Origin of the sequence: Novosphingobium kaempferiae, from assembly GCF_021227995.1 — a bacterium.
Lineage (GTDB): Bacteria > Pseudomonadota > Alphaproteobacteria > Sphingomonadales > Sphingomonadaceae > Novosphingobium > Novosphingobium kaempferiae.
In genome coordinates, this window is sequence record NZ_CP089301.1 from 4876586 (window position 1) to 4898747 (window position 22162).

Annotated in this window: 20 protein-coding genes; 12 read left to right on the forward strand and 8 right to left on the reverse strand. The window is 66.5% G+C overall.

What is annotated here, in order from left to right; genetic code table 11:
- Positions 1 to 138: 138 nt before the first annotated feature.
- Positions 139 to 3204 (forward strand): sensor histidine kinase, encoded by a 3066-nt coding sequence (locus tag LO787_RS22170; protein ID WP_232496395.1) that lies wholly within the window; start codon positions 139 to 141, stop codon positions 3202 to 3204.
- On the opposite strand, the gene LO787_RS22175 is transcribed toward LO787_RS22170, so the two are convergent.
- Positions 3201 to 3833, reverse strand: a complete 633-nt coding sequence (locus LO787_RS22175) for a response regulator transcription factor (protein ID WP_232493144.1) — start codon at positions 3831 to 3833, stop codon at positions 3201 to 3203. The two genes, LO787_RS22170 and LO787_RS22175, sit on opposite strands and share 4 nt — an antisense overlap.
- Before the next feature lie 110 nt (positions 3834 to 3943).
- Entirely contained in the window at positions 3944 to 4840 is an 897-nt protein-coding gene (locus LO787_RS22180; protein ID WP_232493145.1) for a LysR family transcriptional regulator, read from the reverse strand.
- 94 nt (positions 4841 to 4934) lie between these two features.
- Between LO787_RS22180 and LO787_RS22185 the strand changes: the two genes are divergently transcribed.
- Positions 4935 to 5678 (forward strand): NAD-dependent epimerase/dehydratase family protein, encoded by a 744-nt coding sequence (locus LO787_RS22185; protein ID WP_232493146.1) that lies wholly within the window; start codon positions 4935 to 4937, stop codon positions 5676 to 5678.
- A gap of 459 nt (positions 5679 to 6137) precedes the next feature.
- On the forward strand, positions 6138 to 6710 hold the full coding sequence (locus LO787_RS22190) for a hypothetical protein (protein ID WP_232493147.1): 573 nt from the start codon (positions 6138 to 6140) through the stop codon (positions 6708 to 6710).
- A 193-nt stretch (positions 6711 to 6903) separates the two neighbouring features.
- Here the strand turns inward: LO787_RS22190 and LO787_RS22195 are convergent, their stop codons facing one another.
- Together LO787_RS22195 and LO787_RS22200 are read right to left on the reverse strand one after the other, a co-directional pair.
- On the reverse strand, positions 6904 to 7536 hold the full coding sequence (locus tag LO787_RS22195) for an alpha/beta fold hydrolase (RefSeq protein ID WP_232493148.1): 633 nt from the start codon (positions 7534 to 7536) through the stop codon (positions 6904 to 6906).
- A 695-nt stretch (positions 7537 to 8231) separates the two neighbouring features.
- The gene (locus LO787_RS22200) at positions 8232 to 9014 is read right to left on the reverse strand and encodes a tyrosine-protein phosphatase (protein ID WP_232493149.1); all 783 of its coding nucleotides are present in this window, start codon (positions 9012 to 9014) and stop codon (positions 8232 to 8234) included.
- A gap of 79 nt (positions 9015 to 9093) precedes the next feature.
- On the opposite strand from LO787_RS22200, the gene LO787_RS22205 reads away from it, so the two are divergent.
- From LO787_RS22205 to LO787_RS22215, 3 genes are read left to right on the forward strand one after another with little or no spacing between them, the layout of a single operon-like run.
- Positions 9094 to 10188, forward strand: coding sequence for an HlyD family secretion protein (locus LO787_RS22205; protein ID WP_232493150.1), 1095 nt, complete (start codon positions 9094 to 9096; stop codon positions 10186 to 10188).
- Entirely contained in the window at positions 10188 to 11723 is a 1536-nt protein-coding gene (locus LO787_RS22210; RefSeq protein ID WP_232493151.1) for an MDR family MFS transporter, read from the forward strand. The genes LO787_RS22205 and LO787_RS22210 overlap by 1 nt, the downstream gene beginning before the upstream one ends.
- A 1-nt stretch (position 11724) precedes the next feature.
- Positions 11725 to 13161: an efflux transporter outer membrane subunit gene (locus tag LO787_RS22215; RefSeq protein WP_232493152.1), complete on the forward strand. Its 1437-nt coding sequence runs from the start codon at positions 11725 to 11727 to the stop codon at positions 13159 to 13161.
- 110 nt (positions 13162 to 13271) lie between these two features.
- On the opposite strand, the gene LO787_RS22220 is transcribed toward LO787_RS22215, so the two are convergent.
- A complete protein-coding gene (locus tag LO787_RS22220; protein ID WP_232493153.1) occupies positions 13272 to 13475 on the reverse strand; it encodes a hypothetical protein in 204 nt (67 codons plus the stop codon).
- Between the two features lie 233 nt (positions 13476 to 13708).
- Here LO787_RS22220 and LO787_RS22225 point away from each other — a divergent pair, with 233 nt between their 5' ends.
- From LO787_RS22225 to LO787_RS22250, 6 genes are all read left to right on the forward strand, one after another.
- A complete protein-coding gene (locus tag LO787_RS22225) occupies positions 13709 to 13942 on the forward strand; it encodes a hypothetical protein (protein ID WP_232493154.1) in 234 nt (77 codons plus the stop codon).
- A gap of 81 nt (positions 13943 to 14023) precedes the next feature.
- The gene (locus LO787_RS22230) at positions 14024 to 14404 is read left to right on the forward strand and encodes a winged helix-turn-helix domain-containing protein (RefSeq protein ID WP_232493155.1); all 381 of its coding nucleotides are present in this window, start codon (positions 14024 to 14026) and stop codon (positions 14402 to 14404) included.
- A 95-nt stretch (positions 14405 to 14499) separates the two neighbouring features.
- Positions 14500 to 15273: a molybdate ABC transporter substrate-binding protein gene (gene modA / locus LO787_RS22235; protein ID WP_232493156.1), complete on the forward strand. Its 774-nt coding sequence runs from the start codon at positions 14500 to 14502 to the stop codon at positions 15271 to 15273.
- Between the two features lie 3 nt (positions 15274 to 15276).
- Complete coding sequence (gene modB, locus LO787_RS22240) at positions 15277 to 15978, forward strand: molybdate ABC transporter permease subunit (RefSeq protein ID WP_232493157.1); 702 nt, start codon at positions 15277 to 15279, stop codon at positions 15976 to 15978.
- Complete coding sequence (locus LO787_RS22245) at positions 15968 to 16591, forward strand: molybdenum ABC transporter ATP-binding protein (protein ID WP_232493158.1); 624 nt, start codon at positions 15968 to 15970, stop codon at positions 16589 to 16591. Before modB ends, LO787_RS22245 begins: the two co-directional genes overlap by 11 nt.
- A gap of 112 nt (positions 16592 to 16703) precedes the next feature.
- The gene (locus LO787_RS22250; RefSeq protein WP_232493159.1) at positions 16704 to 17906 is read left to right on the forward strand and encodes an NmrA family NAD(P)-binding protein; all 1203 of its coding nucleotides are present in this window, start codon (positions 16704 to 16706) and stop codon (positions 17904 to 17906) included.
- A gap of 6 nt (positions 17907 to 17912) precedes the next feature.
- Here LO787_RS22250 and LO787_RS22255 read toward each other — a convergent pair whose 3' ends face one another.
- The 3 genes from LO787_RS22255 to LO787_RS22265 form a co-directional block, all read right to left on the reverse strand.
- Entirely contained in the window at positions 17913 to 19070 is a 1158-nt protein-coding gene (locus tag LO787_RS22255) for an isovaleryl-CoA dehydrogenase (protein WP_232493160.1), read from the reverse strand.
- A 101-nt stretch (positions 19071 to 19171) separates the two neighbouring features.
- On the reverse strand, positions 19172 to 20668 hold the full coding sequence (locus tag LO787_RS22260) for an MFS transporter (protein ID WP_232493161.1): 1497 nt from the start codon (positions 20666 to 20668) through the stop codon (positions 19172 to 19174).
- Between the two features lie 181 nt (positions 20669 to 20849).
- Positions 20850 to 21896, reverse strand: coding sequence for a LacI family DNA-binding transcriptional regulator (locus LO787_RS22265; RefSeq protein WP_232493162.1), 1047 nt, complete (start codon positions 21894 to 21896; stop codon positions 20850 to 20852).
- Positions 21897 to 22162: the final 266 nt, after the last annotated feature.

The following is a 22162-nucleotide window of genomic DNA, read 5'->3' on the forward strand; positions in this document are numbered from 1 at the left end:
TAAGGGCATGAATACCGCGCGATTATCCGTAGTTCTTACGCAATAGTCCTATACTTTGCGGCTCCATCTGGTCACAGGTCGACACAGATCTTTTTGAGCGAATGCGCGGCGGCTGCGGAAAGGGGCGCCTGAGTGGGCATGGGCAAAGTGGCGGGAAGGCTGTTCAGGCGGATGGCGTTCCTGCTGGTCGCGATGCCCGCGCTGGCGCTGGGCGCGTCCGCGCCGGAGGCCGACGATCCGGTCTCCTCCGCCTTCGCCGCCTATACGCACCAGAAGTGGGGGCGGGAGCGCGAGGCGCCCAAGCAGATATATTCGGTGGCGCAGGGCAGGGACGGCTACCTCTGGCTGGCGACCGGACAGGGGCTGTACCGCTTCGACGGCGTCCGGTTTGAACGGCTGGCCGCGCCAATTCCCGATCAGGGCGCGCCGTCCGCCGTCCTCGTCCGCCGCAATGGAGAAGTCTGGACGAACTACGCGGGATCGCACCGCTTCGCGGTCTATCGCGGCGGACGGCTGGCGATGCTGCCGCCATCGCCGGTCACGCACCGGATATCGGTGATGAAGGAGGGACCGGATGGTTCCGTCTGGGCGCTCAGCGACGCCGAGGACGACCCGCTGTTCCGTTTCCACGACGGACGCTGGACCGGTTACGGACGCCGGAGCGACATCCCTTCGGGCAATCCGTTCGACATCGCGATCACCGACGATGGCGTAGTGTGGCTGACCCATGCCGATGTCATCCTGAAGTCCGACGCCGAGGGCAGGCGCTTCGCGCCGTTCCGGAAGCATGACGACACGATCGCACGGCTGGCGATCGATCCGCAGGGGCGGGTCTGGCTCAGCGATCGGGACGGCAGCCGCCCGATCACCGGCGAGAAAGGCGCGGGCACACCGCCGCCGCTGCGCTTCGCCTATGCGACCGATCGCCCCCAGATCCACGGCTTCACGATGTTCGACCGTGCGGGCAATTTCTGGATGGCGACCGAGTATCGCGGCGTCCAGCGCATCACGCGCCCCGATCCGCGCGGTGCCGCCGGCGCGGCGGAAGCCTCCACAGCCGTGGAGCGCTTCACGACGCAGAACGGCCTGACGTCCAACATCACCAATCGTCCGTTTCAGGACATGGAAGGCAATATCTGGGTCGGCACCGAGAAGGGGATCGACCGCTTTCGTCGAGCCTCGGTGGTGTCCGAGCCGAAGCTGGACGATCCGCTCGTCTTCGGCGACCTGCTCCTGGCGGCGCGGGACGGCAGCGTCTTCATCGCGGAGGCGAGGAACATCTACCGGGTCAGGCCCGGCGGGCGGCCCGAATTTATCCTGTCGTCGCAGGCCCGGCCCGTCACGATGTGCGAGGCGCCGAACGGCGATGTGTGGATCACGCTGTTCAGGGACGTGGTGGTGTGGCGCGGCGGACGGGTCGTCGGGCACCGGCCGTCGCTGCCCACCGACGTCACCGTCTACGACTGCGCCTTCGACGCGCGGGGCGATTACTGGATCAGCGTGGCGCGGGGCGGGCTGTTCCGCCTGCGCGGCCATCGCTGGGAGCGGATGTTCGGCGAAACCGGGCCGGACTTCCGTCCGCGCTCGATGATCGCCGATCCGCAGGGGACGATGACCGTCCAGTGGAGCTACCGCACATTGCGGCACATGCTGCCGGGCGGCCCGCAGGACGTGCCGATTCCCTTCCGGATACAGGATCCGCAGTCGGTCACGCTCTATGCCGCAACATCGCGTCCGGGCGGGGCGAGCCTCTATGTCGGCGGTCCCGCCGGGGTGGCGCGGCGCGTCGGAACGCGGTGGCAGCGGCTGGGCCGGGATCGCGTCCCCGAACTCGCCGACGTCAACGGCATCGTCGTGACCCCGGACGGCGATCACTGGTTCGCGGGCAGCGCGGGCGTGATCCGCATCGCTGCGGCGGAAGCGCAGGCGGCTTTCACGACCGCGGGCTATCGGCCGAAGTTTGAGCGGTTCGACGAGGATTCCGGCCTCATCAGCATGCCGCACGATCACAGCCGCCACGCCATCGTGCAGGGGGGCGACGGCCGCATCTGGATCGCCACGCAGGCGGGCACCGTCTGGATCGACCCGGCGCGGCTGACCCGCAATCCGTTCCCGCCGAAGCTGTCGATCCGCGGCGTGCGCGTCGGCCGGAAATTCTATCGCGACCCGCGCCATGTCCGGCTGCCTGCCGGGCAGGGCGATCTGGAAATCGACTTCGCGGTGCTCAGCCTGTCCAACCCCGACCGCACGCAGGCGCAGTACCGGATGGAGGGGCAGGACGAGGGCTGGATCGCAGCGGGCCATCGGCGCGAGGCGTTCTATACCAATCTCGCGCCGGGCACCTACCGCTTCACCGTCATCGCGACGAACGAGGACGGCGTTGCGAACCTCAAGGGCGCCTCGGTCGAGATCGAGATTACGCCGACTTTCGTGCAGTCCATCTGGTTCCGCATCGGGCTGGTCGTCGCGCTGGCGCTGATCGTCTGGCTGCTGCTGGCGCTGCGCTCCGCACAGGTCGCCGCGCGGATGCGCAACCGGCTCGAACAGCGCCTGATGGAGCGCGAGACCGTGGCGCGCGACCTGCACGATACGCTGCTGCAGGGCGTGCAGGGGCTCATGTTCCGCATCCAAGCCGTCGCCAATCGCCTGCGCGCGGAGAGCCCGGAACGCCGCTCGCTCGACGAGGCGCTGGATCGGGCGGACGATCTCGTCTCGAAGGGGCGCGACAGCCTCCGCGACATCCGCGCGCGGGACAGCGCGGCGGACTTGCGCAGAACCCTGCAGGCCTCGGTCGACGACGCGCTGATCGGCAGCGCCGTCGACGTGCGGATCAGCGAACTCGGCCCGATCCGGGTGATCCATCCGCTCGCACTCGCCGAAATCGGGGCCATCGTCGGCGAGGCGCTGTTCAACATCGGCCGTCATGCAGACGCGCGCACGGTTGAGATCGTCGCCTCCTACGGCCGCAGAACCTTCCGCCTCAAGGTGCAGGACGACGGCCGGGGCATCCCTGCCGAAGTTCTGGAGAGCGGCCGGAGGGAGGGGCACTTCGGCCTCGTCGGCATGAGGGAGCGGGCGCGCACGATCGGCGGTACGCTGCGGGTGGCAAGCCCGGCGGCCCGGGGCACCGAAGTGGTGCTCGATATCCCCGGCGCGGTGGCCTACGAACGGCGGGCACGCCGGCGCTGGTGGCCGCGCTCCTAGAGTTCGAGAAAACCCCGGCGCGTGGCGGTGATGGCGGCCTGCGTGCGATCGGTCGCGTCGAGCTTCAGGAACACGGTCTTGAGCGCGAGCTTCACCGTCTCCGCCGACACGCCGATGTTCCCGGCAATCTCCTTGTTGGTCAGCCCGCGCGCGACCATGCGCATGATGGTGATCTCGCGCTCGCTCAGGTGTTCGCCTGCCGGGTTGTCCTCGAAATCGTCGAGGATCTCGCTCTGCACATACGTGCCGCCCGCATGGACCCTGCGGATGGCGTCGAGCAGTTGCGTGCGTACCCCGCTCTTGAGCAGGTAGCCGCTCGCCCCCGCGCGCAGCAGGGTGCGGGCGGGCACGTCGCCCCGGAAGTTGGTGAGGACGATGATGCGCGCGTCGGGATGCTCGCCCCGGATCGCGACGACCGCGTCGAGGCCGTTCATGCCCGGCATCTGGAGGTCCATCAGCACGAGGTCGGGCCGCAGTTCGCGGAAGCGCCGGATCGCCTCCAGCCCGTTGGCCGCCTCTCCGCAGAGCGCGATGTCATCCTGCCCGCCGAGCAGCGCGGAAATGCCGTCGCGCAGCAGCGGGTGATCGTCGACGACGAGAACTTGGATCGGCGCTCCGGCGATGGCCATTGCTGCGGGCTCACTTCCTCTTCCAGCGGCTCGCGTTCTAGTCCCGAACGCGCGGCGTCGCGACCGATTTATATTTCCGCGCGCTACCCGATCGGGGATTCCTTCGGCGCTTAGACCGCGACCTTCTCATCCCTCAGGAACCCGAGGAACGCCTTGAACGCGGCCGAGTGATGGCGCTGCCGGGGGTAATACAGGCGCAGTCCGGGGAAGGGCGGTGTCCACGCCTCGAGAAGCTGGACCAGCGAGTTCCCGGCAAGGCCGGGCATGGCGTCCGACAGGCCCACATAGGCGATGCCGAGGCCAAGCTGCGCCGCTTGCAGCGCGAGCGCGACGGACCCGACCTGGATGCGCCCGCTGACCGCGGCATTGAAGGCGCGGCCGTCCTCCTCGAACTCCCAGGCCATCGGGCGGCCACTCGGAAGCCGCGCGACGATGCATTCGTGCTCCTTGAGGTCGTCAGGCGTCTTCGGTGCCGGTCGCGAAGCAAGGTAGGCGGGCGCGGCGACCACGATGATCTGTTCCTCCCTGCTCAGGGGCACCGCGACCATGTCCTGCGGCACCGCCTCCTCCAACCGTATTCCCGCGTCGAACCCGTCCGCGACGATGTCGCTGAGCAGCCCGTCGCTGGCGAGTTCCACCTCGACCTGCGGAAACGCCGTCATGAAGCGGGCGATGGCGGGCAGCAGCCGGGTCACGGCCACTTCCGAGGCATTCAGCCGCAGCCTTCCGGACGCCGTGTTGCGCAGGCCCTCGATCACCTCGAAGGCTTCGGCGATGGCCGACAGGGCAGGGTCCGTGCGGCTGATGAGGGCCTCCCCCGCTTCGGTCGGGGCAACGCTGCGCGTGGTTCGGTTGAACAGCCGGATGCCCAGGCGCTCCTCCAGCGATGCGATCATATGGCTGAGCGTGGGTGCGGACACGCCCAGTTCTGACGCAGCAGCGCGGAAATTGCGGCGGATGGCGAGCAGGCGCACGGCCTCCAGATCGCGGAGCGTCAATCCCTTCATAGTTTGGAGTTCCAGAACAGTGCATCAAACATTATGCCCGTTATCAAAACGAACCGGCAAGTCCATCTCCCCTTCACGCAAAGGAGATCATCAGATGGCAAAAGTCGTTCCAGCCCGCGACGGCGCCCTGCGCGTCCTCCACGCCGCCCGTGACGCCGGTGTGAAGCGCGTGGTGATGACATCGTCCTTCGCCGCCGTCGGTTATGGCGTGCCCGCTCGGGAAGCGCCTTTCGACGAGAACGACTGGACCGATCCGGAAGAAGCCTCGGTGCAGGCCTACATGCAGTCCAAGTTCCACGCTGAACGTGCAGCGTGGGACTTCGTGGGCACACAGGCGCCCGATCTCGAACTGGCCGTCATCAATCCCACCGGCATCTTCGGTCCGGTTCTCGGCAGGGATCGCTCGACCTCGATCGGACTGATCCAGGGCCTGCTCGAAGGTGCGCTCCCTGCGAGCCCGCGCGTCGCTTTCGGTGTGGTGGACGTCAGGGACGTCGCCGACCTGCACCTGCGCGCGATGACCGCGCCCGAAGCGCGGAACCAGCGCTTCATCGCGGTTTCGGGCAAGTCGCTGTGGCTGAAGGACGTCGCCGCCATCCTGCGCGAAAAGCTCGGTGAGCGGGCTGCCCGGGTTCCCGTCGATGAGATGCCCGACGAGGAGGTGCGGTGCATCGCCGAACATGCGCCCGCGATGGCTGCCATGGTTCCGCAACTCGGGATCGTGCGCGAGGCCAGCGCCGCGAAGGCGATGCGCATACTGGGCTGGCAGCCGCGCAGTCCGGAGGAAGCCATCATCGCCAGCGCGGAGTCGCTCCTGGCCTTCGAATGTGTGCAATGAGTAGTTGCGGAACCTGTTCAAGCACCGTTCCGAAGAGCCGGTCCGCGTGCGGCGAGACCTGCTCCAGGATGTGGCTATGACAGCCGAGACGCTGGTGGCTATGCACCCGCCATTTCCATCGGTTGGCCGTTTAGCTGCTGAAGGCGATGGCGTCCGTTGGCTTGCGGCGTTCCGGAGTTTTCGACGAACGAATGATTGAATATCCCTGAGTGACATTGCCGGGAGCAGCGTGATTGCCCCTTGCAACCGACGTGTTCAGGCCGGTTGTAAAGGGCAAATATCAGTTGCTGACTGTCCGGACCTCGAAGCGCATAAATGGCAAGCGAACATCGACAAAGGGTCGAGCTCGGAACGGCGAGCCCGGCTCAAGCCTTCGAGAGTCGATAGGTCTGCCAGGCGCCCTCTCAGGCTGGCGAGCGCGTCTTGCTGGAAATGTGAGCGGGGCATAGATGGTCGACCATGAAACCCATTGCTCCTGCCCAAATCGACGACAATATCATCCGCTTTGCTCACATCGTGCTCAAGGGCCTGCCCGAGTGGATTGAGGTGGAGCTTCTAGAGGGAAGCATGCAAACCGAGTGCTTCGATAACGTCGATCGGGCGATCCGCGCCCATGGCGGCAAGGCGATCATGGGGTGGATCATTTGGGAAAAGCCTGGCGTGTGGCTGGAGGCAGAGCACCACGCGATATGGGAGCAGCAAGACGGCACCCGGCGCGACGTTACTCCCACGGTTGATGCGGAACCGCGGATAGTGTTCGTGCCGGATGACAAGGCAATTCGCACCCATCCTCGGTTTGGGCTGCCGACCCGCTACGTCTCGATCTCCAAAGACCCGGTGGCGGTTCATGCGATGAAGAAGGCGCAAAAGATGATGGATGTTCGCGCCGAGATTCTCGCCGCTGGGGGTATCAGCCCAAAGCTGATGCCGAAGGCGCAATTGGCACATAGGCGTTTCGTTAAAGCGCTGGAAGCGATCGACGCTAAACTCGCATTGCAGGCCAAGGTCGAAAATGACGACAAGCCGGAGTGATGGCGTGCCTATCGTTGTAGACGGCGCGAGCGGCCGCAATCGAAAATGCGGAACATCCGGACTTGAAGTCCGAAAATTGACGGACGAAACCGCAAAGAGTCGGCAGTGATGGGCAGGGCTTGGGACAAACCCGCCGTTCTATAAGAGGATCGCCACTGGCCGATTATGGAAGAGACGGCCATTTCCACCACAGCTAGATACGGTGTTGATCGAGGAAATCGCCGACGATCCTGTTGAACTCCCCTGGGGCCTCCAGATAGGGCAGGTGTCCTGTGTCCATCACCGCCAGCGCGCTGTTGGCCAGGCCGGCCACTATCTCCTCGACGCAATAGGCCGGTACGAGACGATCCTGAGAGCCGCTCACAACGAGCGCGGGGCAGCTTATGTGCTGCAGATCGGGCCGCTGATCCCAACCCATCTGCTCATGGCATATGCGGTTGAGATGGGCAGGATCGATGTGGTCGAGCGAACGCAGGAACCCATGGACGATCGCCGAATGCTGCTCGACGTGCATCAGGTGCAACAGCTGATCCGCCCACCGCTTCGGTCCACCTTCCTCCAGCAGGACATCGTAAAGCGCGAGACGCTTCGCCTGATCGTCAGGCTCGAAGTGGACGTAGGCATTCACGATCACCAGTCCGGCGACCCGCTCGGGACGCCGTGCGGCAAACGCGACGCCGGTCGAGGCACCGGCGGCGAGGCCGCACAGAACGGCCCGCTCTACCCTGGCATGGTCGAGCATCACTTCGATCGCACGCCAGTAGTCCTTGAGGTCTTTAGAGCGCCCGGAGGATCGGCCATGTCCGGGAAGATCCGGCGTGAGCACATGGTAGCTAGGCGGCGTGGACGAATTTGAGCCAGTATCTGGCTGTGGCGATATGAACCATGCTCATGAAGCTGGCTCAACCAATCCGCTTGACCAAGCAGATAGTCGCTCCCCGAGACAAGCTCGGGGAGGAATGGCGTTATTCTCACCCACACTTCGTCATTGCGAGCGCAGCGAAGCAATCCCACGCAACTCTATGCCGCTGGATTGCTTCGCTGCGCTCGCAATGACGAACGTCTGGAATGGACACACGAAAACGCCCGCTGGCGAGTGCGGGCCTAACGCCGGGGAAAGAAACGCGAGGATCCGAGATGAACATCGGGTCGGCGTCGTGAGCGTCCGGCTGGGACGCGGGGGTTTGGTTTCCGCAGCGCGTTGCGAGTGGCCGGGTAGGTGCGGAGTGCAGCCCGGCTCGACCTGTATTCCATCGGACCTGTCCGGTATGATCGACGTTGGGGTTCGCGTCGGTGCCGGTCATGGGACTTCCGGGAGAGCCGCTCCCAGGCCGAGGAACTCGGTTGGGGGAACGGCCGGGCCAGAGCCTAGAGGACGGTCCGGGTCTTCGACTGAACACCGTGGTGCGCGATCGCGGCTTGATACCGCATCCCGGCCCACGACGCCGACCCGATACACCGATGCGACGTGATCTGCGTCGAACCGGATGCTGGGCCATATAACCTATTTGGCGATAATTGTCAAGATTCGATCAGCATGGCCTGCAACCGCCCGCGCTTCGAGGCATCCAGTCCCAATGCGCCTTCAAGATAGGCGTCGGTGCTGCCGTACCGCTCGTCGATCGCTGCCCATGCCGTGTCGAGATACTCCGCCTCGACGCCCATGAGCACGCGCAGCACCGCATCGTCGAGCTGGCCGGTGATCACCCGGATCGTCTCTCCCCCCGATGCGATCCGCGCTTCGACATCGCCTGCGGAGTTGGTCAGCAGATAGTCCGCCATGATGTCGTCCCGATGCACGCCGAGCCCCGCGTGAAGCATCGCGACCGCGATTCCGGTCCGATCCTTCCCCGCCATGCAGTTGACGAGGCTGGCCCCCTGCCCTTGCGCCAGCTCGTCGAACCACCCCCGGATCATCGCCTGAAGCTCCGGCCGGAAGACGATGCCGCCGTAATTCCGCACGAGACTCTCACGCGTGGATTCAGCGGTTCGCTGCCGCGCCACTTGCGCCGCCGCGATATGCGGGGCATGCCGGACTTCCGGATCGGGCGCGAAAAACACTTTCGCAGCAAAGTCTTGTGGGCGACGGCAGGGATGCGTCTCGCGCTCCTTCGACGTTCTGAGGTCGAACACGCTGGCCAGACCCAGCCCGGCGATCTGCTCCAGATCGGCATCGCTCGCACCGTGATGCTGGCCGGAGCGCCACACCGCGCCGCGCTTCATCCGGTCACCTCCCGCGACCGCATAGCCGCCCGCGTCGCGGAAATTGTGTACCCCCTCCAGAGACAGGACACGATCGTTCACAGGCTTCCCTCCCGAGTCTCTCTATTGCCGATAGTAGCCATGCTTAGTATCTCCTCGGCAAAGATCGGGACAGGGCTTAATGAACGCAGAGACGACCATCGCGGCCGACCGGGGAGCGGACGCGACGACACCCCGCAAGCGACGCAATCTGCGCCCGATCCTGATGATCGGCGGGCCGCTGGTGGTGCTGGCGGCGGCGGGCTGGCTCTACCTTTCCGGCGGACGTTACGAGGAGACCGACAATGCCGCGCTCCAGACCGGGATGATCGCGATCAGCCCGAGCGTCGCGGGCACCGTGGTCGCCGTCGAGGTTCGCGAGAACCAGCGCGTGCGCAAGGGCGACGTCCTGTTCCGCATCAAGTCGAGCAGCTTCGAGGCGAACGTCGCCGAGGCAGAAGCCGCCTTTGCCGACGCCCGCACCGATGTCGGCTCGCTGCGCGCCGATTATCGCGAGGCGCTGTCCGAGGTCAGCGCGGCGCAGGCCCGCCGCAGTTATGCCCTCGGCGAAGCCGCGCGCCAGAAGTCGCTGCTGGCTGAAGGGATTTCCTCCAGGGCGCAGTACGACCAGGCCCAGACCGAAGCCCTCACCGCCCGCGACGCCATCGCCGCTGCCGAGGCCAAGGCGGAATCGCTGCGCGCCAGCCTTGCCGGGACGGTCGGCGGCGATATCGACGCACAGCCCAAGGTCCGCAAGGCCGCATCCCAGCTCGCACAGGCGCGCATCGGGCTTTCCGATACGGTCGTGCGCGCGCCGCAGGACGGCGTCGTCACCCGCGTCAACCAGCTCCAGGTCGGCAACTACGTGACGCCGGGCCGCCCGGTATTCATGATGGCGGGGTTGAGGTTCTGGGTGCAGGCAAACTTCAAGGAAGACCAGTTGCGCCACATGCGCGTCGGCCAGCCCGCCCGCATCCGCATCGACGCCTTCCCCGACAACGATATCCGGGGCCACGTCGAAAGCTTCAGCCCCGGCACAGGCTCCAGCTTCGCGGTGCTCCCGGCGGAGAACGCCACCGGCAACTGGGTGAAGGTGGTGCAGCGCGTGCCGGTGCAGGTCGCCATCGACTCCGCCCCGCGCGACCTGCCGCTGAGCGCGGGCCTCAGCACCAGCGTCGAGGTCGATACCGGCCACGAACGCCACCTCCTCGGCCCCGACACGCCAGCCTCCAACTGATGGAGCACGCCGCCCCCACCTACCCGACGCGCGCGCGGCGGATGCTCATCACCATCCCCTCGATGATCGCGTCGACCATGGTGGCGGTGGACATCACCATCGCCAACGTGGCGCTGCCGCACATGCAGGCGAGCCTTTCCGCCTCGCAGGAGCAGGTGCTGTGGGTTCTCACCTCCTACCTCGTAGCGGGCGCCATCGCGACGCCGCTGAGCGGGTGGCTGGCGGGCCGCGTGGGGCGCAAGCTGGTGATGCTGGTCTCGGTCGGCGGGTTCACGGTCGCCTCTGCATTGTGCGGGCTGTCGACCGACCTCACGATGATCGTCCTCGCCCGCTTCATGCAGGGCGCGTGCGGCGCGGCGCTGGTGCCGCTGAGCCAGGCGATCCTGCTCGACATCAACCCGCCCGAGGAGCACGCCAAGGCGATGACGATCTTCGCGCTCGGCTCGATGGCCGGGCCGATCATCGGGCCGACGCTGGGCGGCTGGCTGACCGACGCGCTGAGCTGGCGCTGGGTGTTCTTCATCAACGTGCCGTTCGGCATCCTCTCGTTCGCGGGGATGTGGCTGTTCCTCGTGCGCCGCAGCAGCCGCGAGCAGACGCGCTTCGACATGTTCGGCTTCGTCACGCTGTCGATCGCGCTGACCGCGCTGCAACTGATCCTCGACCGGGGCGAGCATCTCGACTGGTGGGATTCGCGCGAGATCCAGCTGTACACGGTGATCCTGCTGATCGCGGGCTGGCTGACCGGCGTCCACATGGCGACCGCGCGCAACACGTTCATCCGGCCCGAACTGTTCCGCGATCGCAACTTCGCCGTGGGCTCGGTCTTCTCGATCATGATCGGCATCGTCGCCTTCGCCACGCTGCCGCTGATCGTGGTGATGACGCAGTCGCTGCTGGGCTATTCCGCGCTGCACGCCGGGATGGTCGGCCTGCCGCGGGCGATCGGGACGCTGGTGGCGATGCTGATGGTGACGCGCCTCATCGCGCTGATCGACGTGCGCGTGGTCATCCTCAGCGGCCTCGCGATCATGGGCCTGAGCATGCTGATGTACTCGCACATCGATCTCTACGTGGACGAGCGCGCGCTGCTGGGCATCGGCTTCGTGCAGGGCTTCGGCAGCGGCCTGATCTTCGTGCCGCTCTCGGTGGTGGTGTTCACGACGCTGAGCCCCGCGCTGCGCAACGAAGGCGCGGCGATGTACGCGCTGACGCGCAACATCGGCAACGCCATCGGCATCTCGCTGCTCAACGTCCAGTTCGTGCGCGACATCGCCGCTTCCCGCGCGACACTGGTGCAGGGGCTGCGGCCGGACAATCCGGCGGTGATCTACGCCCGGCCCGATCTCGACTTCGGCTCGGTCGACTCGCTGGCCAGGCTCAACGCAGAAGTCGTGCGGCAGGCGACGATGGTGGGCAACGTCGCGAGCTATCACTTCGTCTTCGTCCTCACGCTCGCCCTGATGCCGCTGGTCCTGCTGATCCGCGTCAGGAAGGAGCGGGTCGACGTGTCCGCACTGCCGATCGGGGAATGACATGAAGCGCCTTTTCGCCATAACCTCGCTGGCACTGCTTTGCGCTGGCTGCGCGGTCGGCCCGGACTTCACGGCGCCTGGGCCACCCGCTGCGGAGGCAGGCTACGACGGCCCCTCCCGTCCCGTCGGCGCGACGCTGACGCAGGGGCCGGAAGGAGCATGGTGGAAGGCCTTCGCCTCGGACCGGCTCGACGGCTTCGTCGCCCGGGCGCTGGCAGGCAACCACAGCCTTGCCGCGAGCCGCGCCACGCTCGAACGGGCGCGCCAGCATATCGCCGCCGTCGCGGGACGCCGCCTGCCGCAAGTCGATGCCAGCGGCCGCGCGGAATACCAGCGGGTGAACCTCGCAGCATTCGGCCTCTCCGACCGGTTCGGCGGCGCGAACATCCCCAACCCGGAGTTCGACCTCTACACGCTGGGCGCGGGCGTCTCCTACGATCTGGATCTGTTCGGTCGCAACCGCCGCGCACTGGAGCAGGCGGGCGCCGAGGCCGAAGCGCAGGCGCGCGCGACCGAGGCGGCGCATCTCGTCGTTACCGGACGCGTGGTGGCGCAAGTGCTCGCCATCGCCGCGCTCAACGACCGCATCGCCACCGAGCGCACGCTGCTTGCCGAGGACGAGCGTAACGCCGCTCTAACAGAGGCGCGACGAAAGGCTGGCTCCGGCACCCTCGTCGAAGTGCTGAGCGCGCGCGACCAGTTGGCCGCCGATCGCGCCGACCTTCCCGGGTTCGAGCAGCAATTGATGGAAGGCCGGGCGATGCTGGCGGTTCTGCTGGGCATTTCCCCGGCAGAACTGGAACCCACCGACTTCGGCCTCGACGATTTCGTGTTGCCGAGCGATGTACCCGTCGCCCTGCCCTCCGCGCTCGTCCGCAAGCGGCCCGACATTCTCGAGGCAGAGGCCCGGCTCCATGCAGCGGTGTCGGCAGTGGGCGTTGCCACGGCGCAGCTCTATCCCGACGTGACGCTGGGCGCGAGCCTGACGCAATCGACCTCGGAACCCGGCAGGATCGCCAGCAACCGCTTCAACGCCTTCGACCTCTTCGCCGGGGTCACGGCGCCGATCTTTCACGGCGGGACGCTCAAGGCCGAGAAGCGCGGCGCGGAGGCAGAGGCGCGCGCGGCTGACGCGCAGTACCGGCAGGTCGTCACCGAAGCGTTCGGACAAGTGTCGGGCCTGCTCTGGTCGCTCGACAGCGACGCGCGAGAGATCGCCGCGCGGCACGAGGCGGCGGAAATTTCCGGCCGCTCGCTGCATCTGTCACGGCGCAGCTTCGAGGTGGGAAACAGCGGCGTGCTGCAGGTACTCGACGCCAATCGCGCCTACCAGCGCGCGCAGCTTTCGCTGCTTGATGCAAGGATCAGGCAGTATCAGAACGTCGCACGGCTCTACGTCGCGACGGCGGGCGGATGGACTGCCGCGCCCGGATCCTGATCGCGCGAGGCAATGGCCAGCCAGAACATGCCGGAGCGGGTGGCGACCCGAGGCTCGAAGGCAGGGTGACGGCCCGAATACGACGGACCGACCGGCCCGCCGCCATGCGATCACGCCAGCAGAAAGTATCCGAGCGCGGCCCAGCAGGCCATGCAGAGCAGGATCGCAATCGTCAGGCCGCGCCCGTCATGCTCCTCGCCACGGTCCATCCGTTGCGCGGCGTAGACCATGCCGCTCGACAGCCTGGCCGACAGATCGCGCCCCGTGTCCGGGATACGTTCGAAGCGGATAATATTTTCCTCAGCGACCTTCATCAAGCGCATCCTCAGTTGTCGGGACGATTGCATGCGCTTTTCCAGCGACACCTTTCGCCCGGACCATCCTCTCAAGGGTGCGCCTTTTGACGTCTGCCCAATTCGTTTCGTTGCGCCATTCTTAGCAGAATCGGGATGTTTGTTCCAGAATATCCCGAATGCATCACATCGTTTTAACGTCCAGACGGAATGCAATATTATCTTCAATCAGAGGGTAATATCCACAAAGCCTCGTGAAATTTCAGAACAGAGAAGCAATGAGGCATTTTTGCGTCGCAAAAAGACAGGAAGCGTTGGAAATCAGCGTCGATGCAATCGTTGCGCACGCGCAAACCCGGGATTTCGCCGCAAAGCACCACCGCAAGCGCGTAAAGCTGCGGTCAGCATCTGCCTTCATCGCAGGCAAAACTTTTTTTGATGCTGGCGCACCGCCCAAGGCCATCCGAGCCCTGTGCGCGACAGAGTGATTCGCACGAGGATATGGCGGAGATCCCGTTCATCCCGGCGCCATCTTGCGGCGCGATCCGCAGCGCCCTAGGTTGCCGCCGATGACCCATCCGCCCCGCCTGAAGATCAAGATCCAGATCCATTCCGGCGAGGAAATCGCGATGGGCCCCGGCAAGGCCGACCTCCTCGACGCCATCCGCGAGCACGGCTCTATATCTGCTGCGGGACGCGCAATGGGCATGAGCTATCGCCGGGCCTGGCTGCTCGTCGATGCCATGAACCGCTGCTGGGACGAACCGCTCGTCCATACCGCCCCCGGTCGGGCTGCGACCAGCGGCGCACGATTGACCCCGCTTGGCGATACGGTTCTCGCGCACTACCGCAGCCTGCAGGACGGCATCTCGCAGGCGGCCAACGGCGCGGACTACGACGGGCTGGCCGGGCATCTGCTGCCCGAACCGCGCGCATCGCAGAAGGATTGACGTCGACAGGATTGAACTCGACGCCGCGCACCATGGCCTTGCGGCGGGACTTGCGCCATATACTGCCCGATACGGTTCCTGTCCGGAGTTCCCTGATGCGCAAGTTCGTGGCCCTGTTCCTGGCGATGCTCGCCCTGCTGCACGGTGCGGCCGTTTCCGCCGCCCCGCCGCGCGGACAGCCCGCGCTGGTGCTCGCAGCGGCCAGCCTTCAGGAATCGATGAACGCCGCCGCCGACGCCTGGGCCCGCAAGGGCCATCCACGCCCGCGCCTGTCCTTCGCTGCCTCTTCCGCGCTCGCCCGCCAGATCGGCTCGGGCGCACCGGCAGACCTGTTCGTCTCGGCCGACGAGCCGTGGATGGATGACGTGCAGTCCAAGGGGCTGGTCCGCAAGGGCACACGCGTCTCGTTCCTGCGCAATTCGCTGGTCCTGATCGCCCCGCGCGCAAGCTCCGTGCAGATCAAGGTCGCGCGTGGAATGCCGCTCGCCCGCGCCCTCGGCAACGGCCGTCTCTCCATCGCCGATCCGGCGGGCGTGCCCGCGGGCATCTATGCCAAGCAGGCGCTGACCCGGCTCGGCGTCTGGGCATCGGTGCAGGACCGCCTCGCCCCCGGGGAGAGCGTGCGCGCGGCGCTCGCGCTGGTGAGCCGCGGTGCCGCCCCGCTCGGCATCGTCTATGCCACCGACGCGCGCGCCGATCCCGCCGTGCGTGTGGTGAGCCCCTTCCCGCCTGCAAGCCACGACCCGATCAGTTACCCCGTCGCCACCCTCGCATCCTCGCGCAACCCGGAGGGCGAGGCCTTTCGCCGCTACCTCGTCTCGGCAGAGGGGAAGGCCGTATTCCGCCGCTTCGGGTTCGGCACGAAGTAACCGGTGAGCCTGCTTTCCCCGACCGAATGGGAGGTGCTGGTTCTCTCCCTCAAGGTCAGCGCGGTCGCCATCGCGGTCGCGCTGCCGGTGTCGTTCGCGCTCGCGTGGGTGCTGGCCCGGCTGCGCTTCCCCGGCAAGGTTCTGGTCGATGCGCTCGTCCATCTGCCGCTTGTGCTGCCTCCCGTCGTGACCGGCTGGTTGCTGCTCCTCGCGTTCAGTCCCAATTCCGCGCTCGGCGGCTTTCTGGAACGCACCTTCGGCGTGACCTTCCTGTTCCGTTGGACCGGAGCAGCGCTCGCCGCCGCCGTCATGGCGCTGCCGCTGATGGTGCGCGCCATGCGCCTTGCGCTGGAGGGCGTCGACCGGCGGCTTGAGAACGCCGCGCGCACGCTTGGCGCAGGACCGGGGCGCACGTTCGCCAGCGTCACCCTGCCGCTGAGCCTGAACGGCGTGCTGGCCGCGACGGTGCTCGGGCTGGCCCGTTCGGTCGGCGAGTTCGGCGCGACGATCACTTTCGCCTCGAACATCCCCGGTGAGACGCAGACGCTGCCGCTGGCGATCTACAGCGCGTTGCAACTGCCCGGCTCCGACATCCAGGTCGCGCGCCTTGCCGCGCTTTCGGTACTGCTCTCGGTGGCGGCGCTGGTGCTTTCGGAGTGGCTCGCGCGGCGCAGCGGTCAGGAAAAGGGCCGCCATGTCCTTTGACGTCGCCGTCACGCTGAAACATGGCGATCTGCGTCTGGACTATGCGTTCACCGCAGGACCGGGGCTGACGGCGCTGTTCGGTCCGTCGGGAGCGGGCAAGACCAGCCTGCTCGACGCCGTGGCCGGACTGCTGCGCCCGGTCGAGGGCCGCATCGCGGTGGCAGGCACGGTCCTCTATGACAGCGCCGCGCGTATCGACCTCAAGCCGGAACGGCGGCGCTGCGGCTACGTGTTCCAGGACTTGCGCCTGTTCCCGCATCGCTCCGTCCGCCGCAACCTCGCCTTCGCGCACCGGTCGGGGGAGGGTCTGGACTGGGACCATACGCTCGACCTGCTGGGCATCACCGCGCTTCTCGACCGGATGCCAGCGACGCTCTCCGGCGGCGAGGCGCAGCGCGTAGCGATAGGCCGGGCTCTGCTCTCCAATCCGGCATTCCTGCTGATGGACGAGCCGCTCGCCTCCGTCGATGTGACACGGCGCGCCGAGATCCTCGGCCTGATCGAGCGCATCCGCGACGAATTGCGCCTGCCGATCCTCTACGTGAGCCACGACCGTGCCGAAGTCGAGCGACTTGCGCAGACCATCGTCCCCATCGGCAACGACCATTCCTGAGGCATCGACGGCTTGACCGCAGCGCCAAGCCCCGCAAGGCTGGTAACGGGACTTGTCAGTTCCCTCGTGCCGGTTGGGCGCGTAAGGGGCCTCGCGGGTACGGAGGGAAACTATGCGCATTCTGGTGGTGGGGCCGACGGGCCGGACGGGCAGCCATGTGATCGACGCCTTGCGCGCGCACGATCCCGATGCGGAGATTCGCGGGCTATGCCGCTATCCCGAGGAACCGGCGCGCTCTATCGAGACGATCCCCGGCACCTTCGTCGCCGCCGAACGCCGCTCACGCCCCATAGAAACCATTCCCGGCAATGGCGACACCGGCACGCGCCGTTCCCGCCCGATCGAGACGATCCCGGGCAACGGTGACACCGGAACCCGCCGCTCCCGCCCTATAGAGACGATTCCCGACAACTCGGAGACTGGCACCCGTCGATCCCGTCCCATCGAGACGATCCCCGGCAATGGCGACACCGGAACCCGACGCGCCGTGGCGATGGAAGTCGTCGTCGATGCCGCAGAGGGCAGCGTCGTGCGCTCGCGCCCGATCGAGACGATCCCCGGCAACCTCACCGCAGGCACGCAGCGCTCTCACTCCATCGAATGCCTGACCGGCGATCTGGAGAATCCCGTCGACCGCGCGCTCGCGGTCGCCGGGATCGACACCGTGATCCACTGCGCCCCGGCCTTCCATCCGCGCGAGGCGGCGATGGGCACCGGCATGATCGACGCGGCAGTGGCTGCGGGCGTGAAGCGCTTCATCTATGTCTCCGCGCTTCACGCACAGGTGTCGAGCGTGCCGGGTAATGCCGCGAAGCTGGCGGTCGAAGGCTACCTCGCGGAGTCCGGCCTCGACTGGACGGTGCTGCGCCCGCAGAACTTCATGCAGAACATCGACGTCGCCGCAACGCTGGAGGCCGCAGCGCTCGAACTGCCCTTCCCGCTGGCGACCCGTCTTGGATATCTCGACCTTGCCGATCTCGCCGAAGTCGTCGCGAAGGTGGCCTATGAAGACGGCCATGCCTTCGCCACTTACGACCTCGCGACCGACGAAGCGCTGAGCACGGCGGAAATCGCGGCGCTCATCACCACGGTCAGCGGGCGCCCGGTCGCCTCGGGCGAATTGCCGGTGGCGCAACTCGTCGCCGGGCTGGAAGCTGCGGGACCGGCTTTCGCCTATGTTGCGGATGCCGTCAGCCGCCTCAACGCATGGCAGGCCCGCACCGGCGCTCGCGGCAATTCGGGCGACCTGCGCCGCCTGCTCGGCCGCGAGCCCGGACGCTTCGAGGACTACGTGCGCCGCAGCCTCGAAGACTAAGGACCGTCAGGCCGCGCCGATCAGTTCGCGGCCGATGAGCATGCGGCGAACCTCGTTGGTGCCTGCGCCGATGTCGAGCAGTTTGGCGTCGCGCAGGTAACGTTCGACCGGCCAGTCCTTGGTGTAACCCGCGCCGCCGAGCGCCTGAACCGCCTCACCGGAAACGCGGAAGGCGTTCTCGCTCGCCAGCAGGATCGCGCCTGCCGCGTCGAAGCGCGTGGTCTGCCCGGCATCGCAGGCGCGCGCCACGGCGTAGACGTAGGCCCGCGCGGACTGGAGCGCGACGTACATGTCCGCGACCTTGGCCTGCATCAGTTGGAACGCGCCGATCGGCTTGCCGAACTGCTTGCGCTCGCGGATGTAGGGGATCACGGTGTCGAGGCAGGCCTGCATGATGCCAAGCTGTAGCCCCGCCAGCACCACGCGCTCGTAGTCCAGCCCGCTCATCAGCACGCCGACGCCGCCGTGGAGCGGGCCCATGATGTTTTCCTCGGGAACCAGGCAGTCGTCGAACACCAGCTCGCAGGTGGGCGAGCCGCGCATACCCATCTTGTCGATCTTCTGGCCGATGGAGAAGCCGGGCATGTCCTTCTCGATCAGGAAGGCGGTGATGCCCTTCGAGCCCTCGCCCGTCTTGGCGTAAACCACCAGCGTGTCCGCATAGGTGCCGTTGGTAATCCAGAACTTGGTGCCGTTGAGTCGGAAACCACCGGAAACCGCCTCCGCACGCAGCTTCATGCCGACCACGTCGGAGCCTGCGCCGACCTCGGACATCGCAAGGCTGCCGACGTGTTCGCCGGAGATCAGCCTGGGCAGGTACTTCGCCTTCTGCTCTTCGTTGCCCCAACGGCGGATCTGGTTGACGCACAGGTTCGAATGCGCGCCGTAGGACAGGCCGACCGACGCCGAGGCCCGGCTGACTTCCTCGACCGCGATGACGTGTTCGAGGTAGCCGAGGCCGATGCCGCCCCATTCCTCCTCGACCGTGATGCCGTGAAGGCCGAGTTCGCCCATCTCGGGCCAGAGGTCGCGGGGAAACCAGTCCTCCGCATCCACCCTGGCGGCCAGCGGCGCGATGCGCTCGTCGGCGAAGCGGGAGACGGTCTCGCGGATCATCTGCGCGCTTTCGCCCAGCGCGAAGTCGAAATCGGGGGTGGCGCGCATGGGTTCCTCTCCTCTGGCAGCCTCTTTGTTGCCGTGCTCCTAGAGCAATATCGGTGCCGCGCGAAGATGGAATATTACGGGAGGCGTCGCGAATATGTCTCTCAGGCGGGTTCGCCTACCCGCAGCGAGGCAAGCGCGGCGACGAGGAGTGTGCCTGCCGCGAAGGCCATCGTCCAGATCGGCTCGCCGGGGAAGAAGGCCTTCATGATCGAGCCCATCACCGTCGCCACCAGCAACTGCGGCAGCACCACGAAGACATTGAAAAGGCCCATGAATATGCCGAGCTTCGCCTGCGGCAGACTGCTTGCCAGAATGGCGTAAGGCATGGCGAGGATCGAGGCCCAGGCGACGCCGATGCCGATTTCGCACAGGACCAGCGCCTTGGGATCGCGCAGCAGCAGGAACCCCGCGAAACCGGCTGCGCCCGCGACGAGGCACAGCGCGTGGGTCTTCGCCTTGCCGAGCCGCTTGGACAGGAACGGCAGCAGCGCCAGCGCCGCGACCGCCGCTACGCCGTTGTAGACGGAGAACAGCACGCCCACCCAGTTGCCCGCTTCCTGATAGGCGGCGCTGGCCGGATCGGCCGAGCCGAAGTGATATTGCGCGACCACCGGCGTCGTGTTGATCCACATGATGAACAGTGCGGACCAGCTGAAAAACTGAACGAAAGCAAGGCGTTTCATCAGAGGCGGCATGCCGGAGAAGTCTCCGACTATCCCGGCCAGCATCGACGCGCTGCGCCCGGCGCGGACGAGGCGGATCGCCAGCATCGTTGCAAGGCCATAGCCCGCCAGCAGCGCGGCGAGGAGGTAGACCTCCTTTTCCAGCGACCATGTACGGACGAGCGTTGCAACGAGTGCGCCTGCGATGATCCACGGAAGGCCGCTCCAGACGCTGCGGGAAGCGAGCGCGGAGGTCGAGGTGTCAGCCACCTCCTGCACTTCCCCGAAGGCCGCCTGCTCTTCCGGAGAGTATTCGCGGGTGGTGAAAACCGTGCACAGAACGGCACCTAGAAGCGCCAGAGCGCCGCCGAAGAAGCTGTAACGCACCGTATCGGGTATCTCACCGAGCGCAGCGACGTTCGAGACGCCGAGATGCTCCAGCAGATAGGGAAACAGTGAGCCGACCACCGCGCCCGCACCGATGAAAGCGGTCTGCACGGCATAGCCCGCCGTGTGTTGGTCCTTGCGCAGCATGTCGCCGACGAAGGCGCGGAACGGCTCCATCGAAACGTTGAGGCTGGCGTCCAGCATCCACAGCAGCAGCGCCGCCATCAGCAGGCCGCCGCTCTCGGGCATGGCGAGCAGCGCGATCGTCGCGAGCACCGCGCCGGCAAGGAAGTACGGCCGTCGCCGTCCGAGCCTGCCGAGCCAGGTGCGGTCCGACATGTGGCCGACGATAGGCTGCACCAGCAGGCCGGTCAGCGGCGCGGCAACCCAGAGCGCGGGGAGATCGTCGATCCCGGAGCCGAGCGACTGGAAGACGCGGCTCATGTTGGCGTTCTGGAGCGCGAAGCCGATCTGGATGCCGAAGAAGCCGAAGCTGATGTTCCACAGCCCCGCCCAGCCCTGCCGGGGCTTCTGAGTTGCTGCGTCCATCACTTCATCCCTTCCCTGATGCCTCGCGCGTTTGGTGCCGCGCCGGAGTGCAGGCGGAGCGCGTCGCACGATGCGGGTTCGGCGACAACATGCATACGAATGCTTTGGCTAGATACGCGCGCATCACGGTGGGCTGTTCACGGGCAGCGGTCCCGGATCAAGTCCGGGATGACGTATTTTATCACCCCACTGTACTGCGCCGCACCACCAGCCTTGCGGGCAGCGTGCGTGACGCCACCTCCCGATCCTCGATCTGGTCCGCCAGGGTCTCGACCAGCACCGCGCCCGCCTGCTTGAGATCCTGCATTACCGTGGTCAACGGCGGATTGGTCATGCTGGCGGCGGGGAGATCGTCGAAGCCCATCACCGCCACGTCGCCGGGGATGGACAGCCCCGCCTCGCCCAATGCCCGCATCGCACCGATGGCGATGAGATCGCTGGCAGCGAAGACGGCGTCGAACGCCAGCCCCTCCCCGATCACCTCGCGCATGGCGGTGTGGCCCATGTCCTCGAGGTTCACGACATCGCGCTGCAGGCGAGGATCGACCTCCGCGCCCGCAGCGGCCATCGCCTCGCACAGCCCGCGATAGCGTTCGGCGAACTCGGGGTAATGCTCGTCCGCCTGCCCGAGAAAGACGATCCTCCGCCTCCCGAGCCCCAGCAGGTGCTCGCCAGCCATACGGCCCGCACCGCGATTGTCGGACCCCACCGTCGCGCCGATGTTGGCGCCGAGATCCACCGCATCGACGCTGCCCCAGCGCACGAAATGCGTACCCTGCCCCACCAGTTGCCGCAGCCTGCTTTCGTAGAGCTTGTAGTCCCCGTAGCCGAGCAGGATCAGCCCATCCGCACGGTGGCTGTCCTGATAGCGGACGTGCCAGTCGTCCTCCAGCTTCTGGAACGAGATCAGCAGGTCGAGCCCCCGGTTCGCGCATTCCCGCGTGATCGCGCCCAGCATGGCGAGGAAGAACGGGTTGATCTTGGAATCGTCGGGAGACTGCTCCTCGAAGAACAGCAGCGCGATGGTGTTGGACCGCTGAGAGCGCAGCGAGGACGCGTTCTTGTCGACCGAGTAGTTCAGCTCCCGCGCGATCTCCTCGATCCGCGCGCGAGTGGCCGCGCTGACCGACTTGCTCCCGCGCAATGCGCGGCTGACGGTCGGCTGCGAAACCCCCGCCCGATAGGCGATGTCGAAGCTGGTCGGGCGGTTGGTCGGCTTGCGTCCCATTGGCTTTCCTGCTCGATGCTGCGCTGCAACATTGCCACAACCCGAGTTACACAACTCCATGCAATCGAGTGCTTTTAAGGGATTCTGCGCGTTGCATGGAAGACACGGCGCGTACCCCTCCCGCACCTACGTATACGTATGCCATATTATGCGCAACGCAGGACCGTCTTAATCAGGGCAGGTCGAATGGAGTCGCGGCAGCAATGCTCGGGCTTCGCAGGAGGAGAGCCGGACACCATCCAGATGGGCCGGCAAACAGAGGGTCA

Bases quoted from the DNA above. Each gene is read 5' to 3' on its own strand.
- LO787_RS22170 (WP_232496395.1), top strand. From the start codon at position 139: ATGGGCAAAGTGGCGGGAAGGCTGTTCAGGCGGATGGCGTTCCTGCTG.
- LO787_RS22175 (WP_232493144.1), bottom strand. From the start codon at position 3,833: ATGGCCATCGCCGGAGCGCCGATCCAAGTTCTCGTCGTCGACGATCAC.
- LO787_RS22180 (WP_232493145.1), bottom strand. From the start codon at position 4,840: ATGAAGGGATTGACGCTCCGCGATCTGGAGGCCGTGCGCCTGCTCGCC.
- LO787_RS22185 (WP_232493146.1), top strand. From the start codon at position 4,935: ATGGCAAAAGTCGTTCCAGCCCGCGACGGCGCCCTGCGCGTCCTCCAC.
- LO787_RS22190 (WP_232493147.1), top strand. From the start codon at position 6,138: ATGAAACCCATTGCTCCTGCCCAAATCGACGACAATATCATCCGCTTT.
- LO787_RS22205 (WP_232493150.1), top strand. From the start codon at position 9,094: ATGAACGCAGAGACGACCATCGCGGCCGACCGGGGAGCGGACGCGACG.
- LO787_RS22210 (WP_232493151.1), top strand. From the start codon at position 10,188: ATGGAGCACGCCGCCCCCACCTACCCGACGCGCGCGCGGCGGATGCTC.
- LO787_RS22215 (WP_232493152.1), top strand. From the start codon at position 11,725: ATGAAGCGCCTTTTCGCCATAACCTCGCTGGCACTGCTTTGCGCTGGC.
- LO787_RS22220 (WP_232493153.1), bottom strand. From the start codon at position 13,475: ATGAAGGTCGCTGAGGAAAATATTATCCGCTTCGAACGTATCCCGGAC.
- LO787_RS22230 (WP_232493155.1), top strand. From the start codon at position 14,024: ATGACCCATCCGCCCCGCCTGAAGATCAAGATCCAGATCCATTCCGGC.
- modA (WP_232493156.1), top strand. From the start codon at position 14,500: ATGCGCAAGTTCGTGGCCCTGTTCCTGGCGATGCTCGCCCTGCTGCAC.
- LO787_RS22245 (WP_232493158.1), top strand. From the start codon at position 15,968: ATGTCCTTTGACGTCGCCGTCACGCTGAAACATGGCGATCTGCGTCTG.
- LO787_RS22250 (WP_232493159.1), top strand. From the start codon at position 16,704: ATGCGCATTCTGGTGGTGGGGCCGACGGGCCGGACGGGCAGCCATGTG.
- LO787_RS22255 (WP_232493160.1), bottom strand. From the start codon at position 19,070: ATGCGCGCCACCCCCGATTTCGACTTCGCGCTGGGCGAAAGCGCGCAG.
- LO787_RS22260 (WP_232493161.1), bottom strand. From the start codon at position 20,668: ATGGACGCAGCAACTCAGAAGCCCCGGCAGGGCTGGGCGGGGCTGTGG.
- LO787_RS22265 (WP_232493162.1), bottom strand. From the start codon at position 21,896: ATGGGACGCAAGCCGACCAACCGCCCGACCAGCTTCGACATCGCCTAT.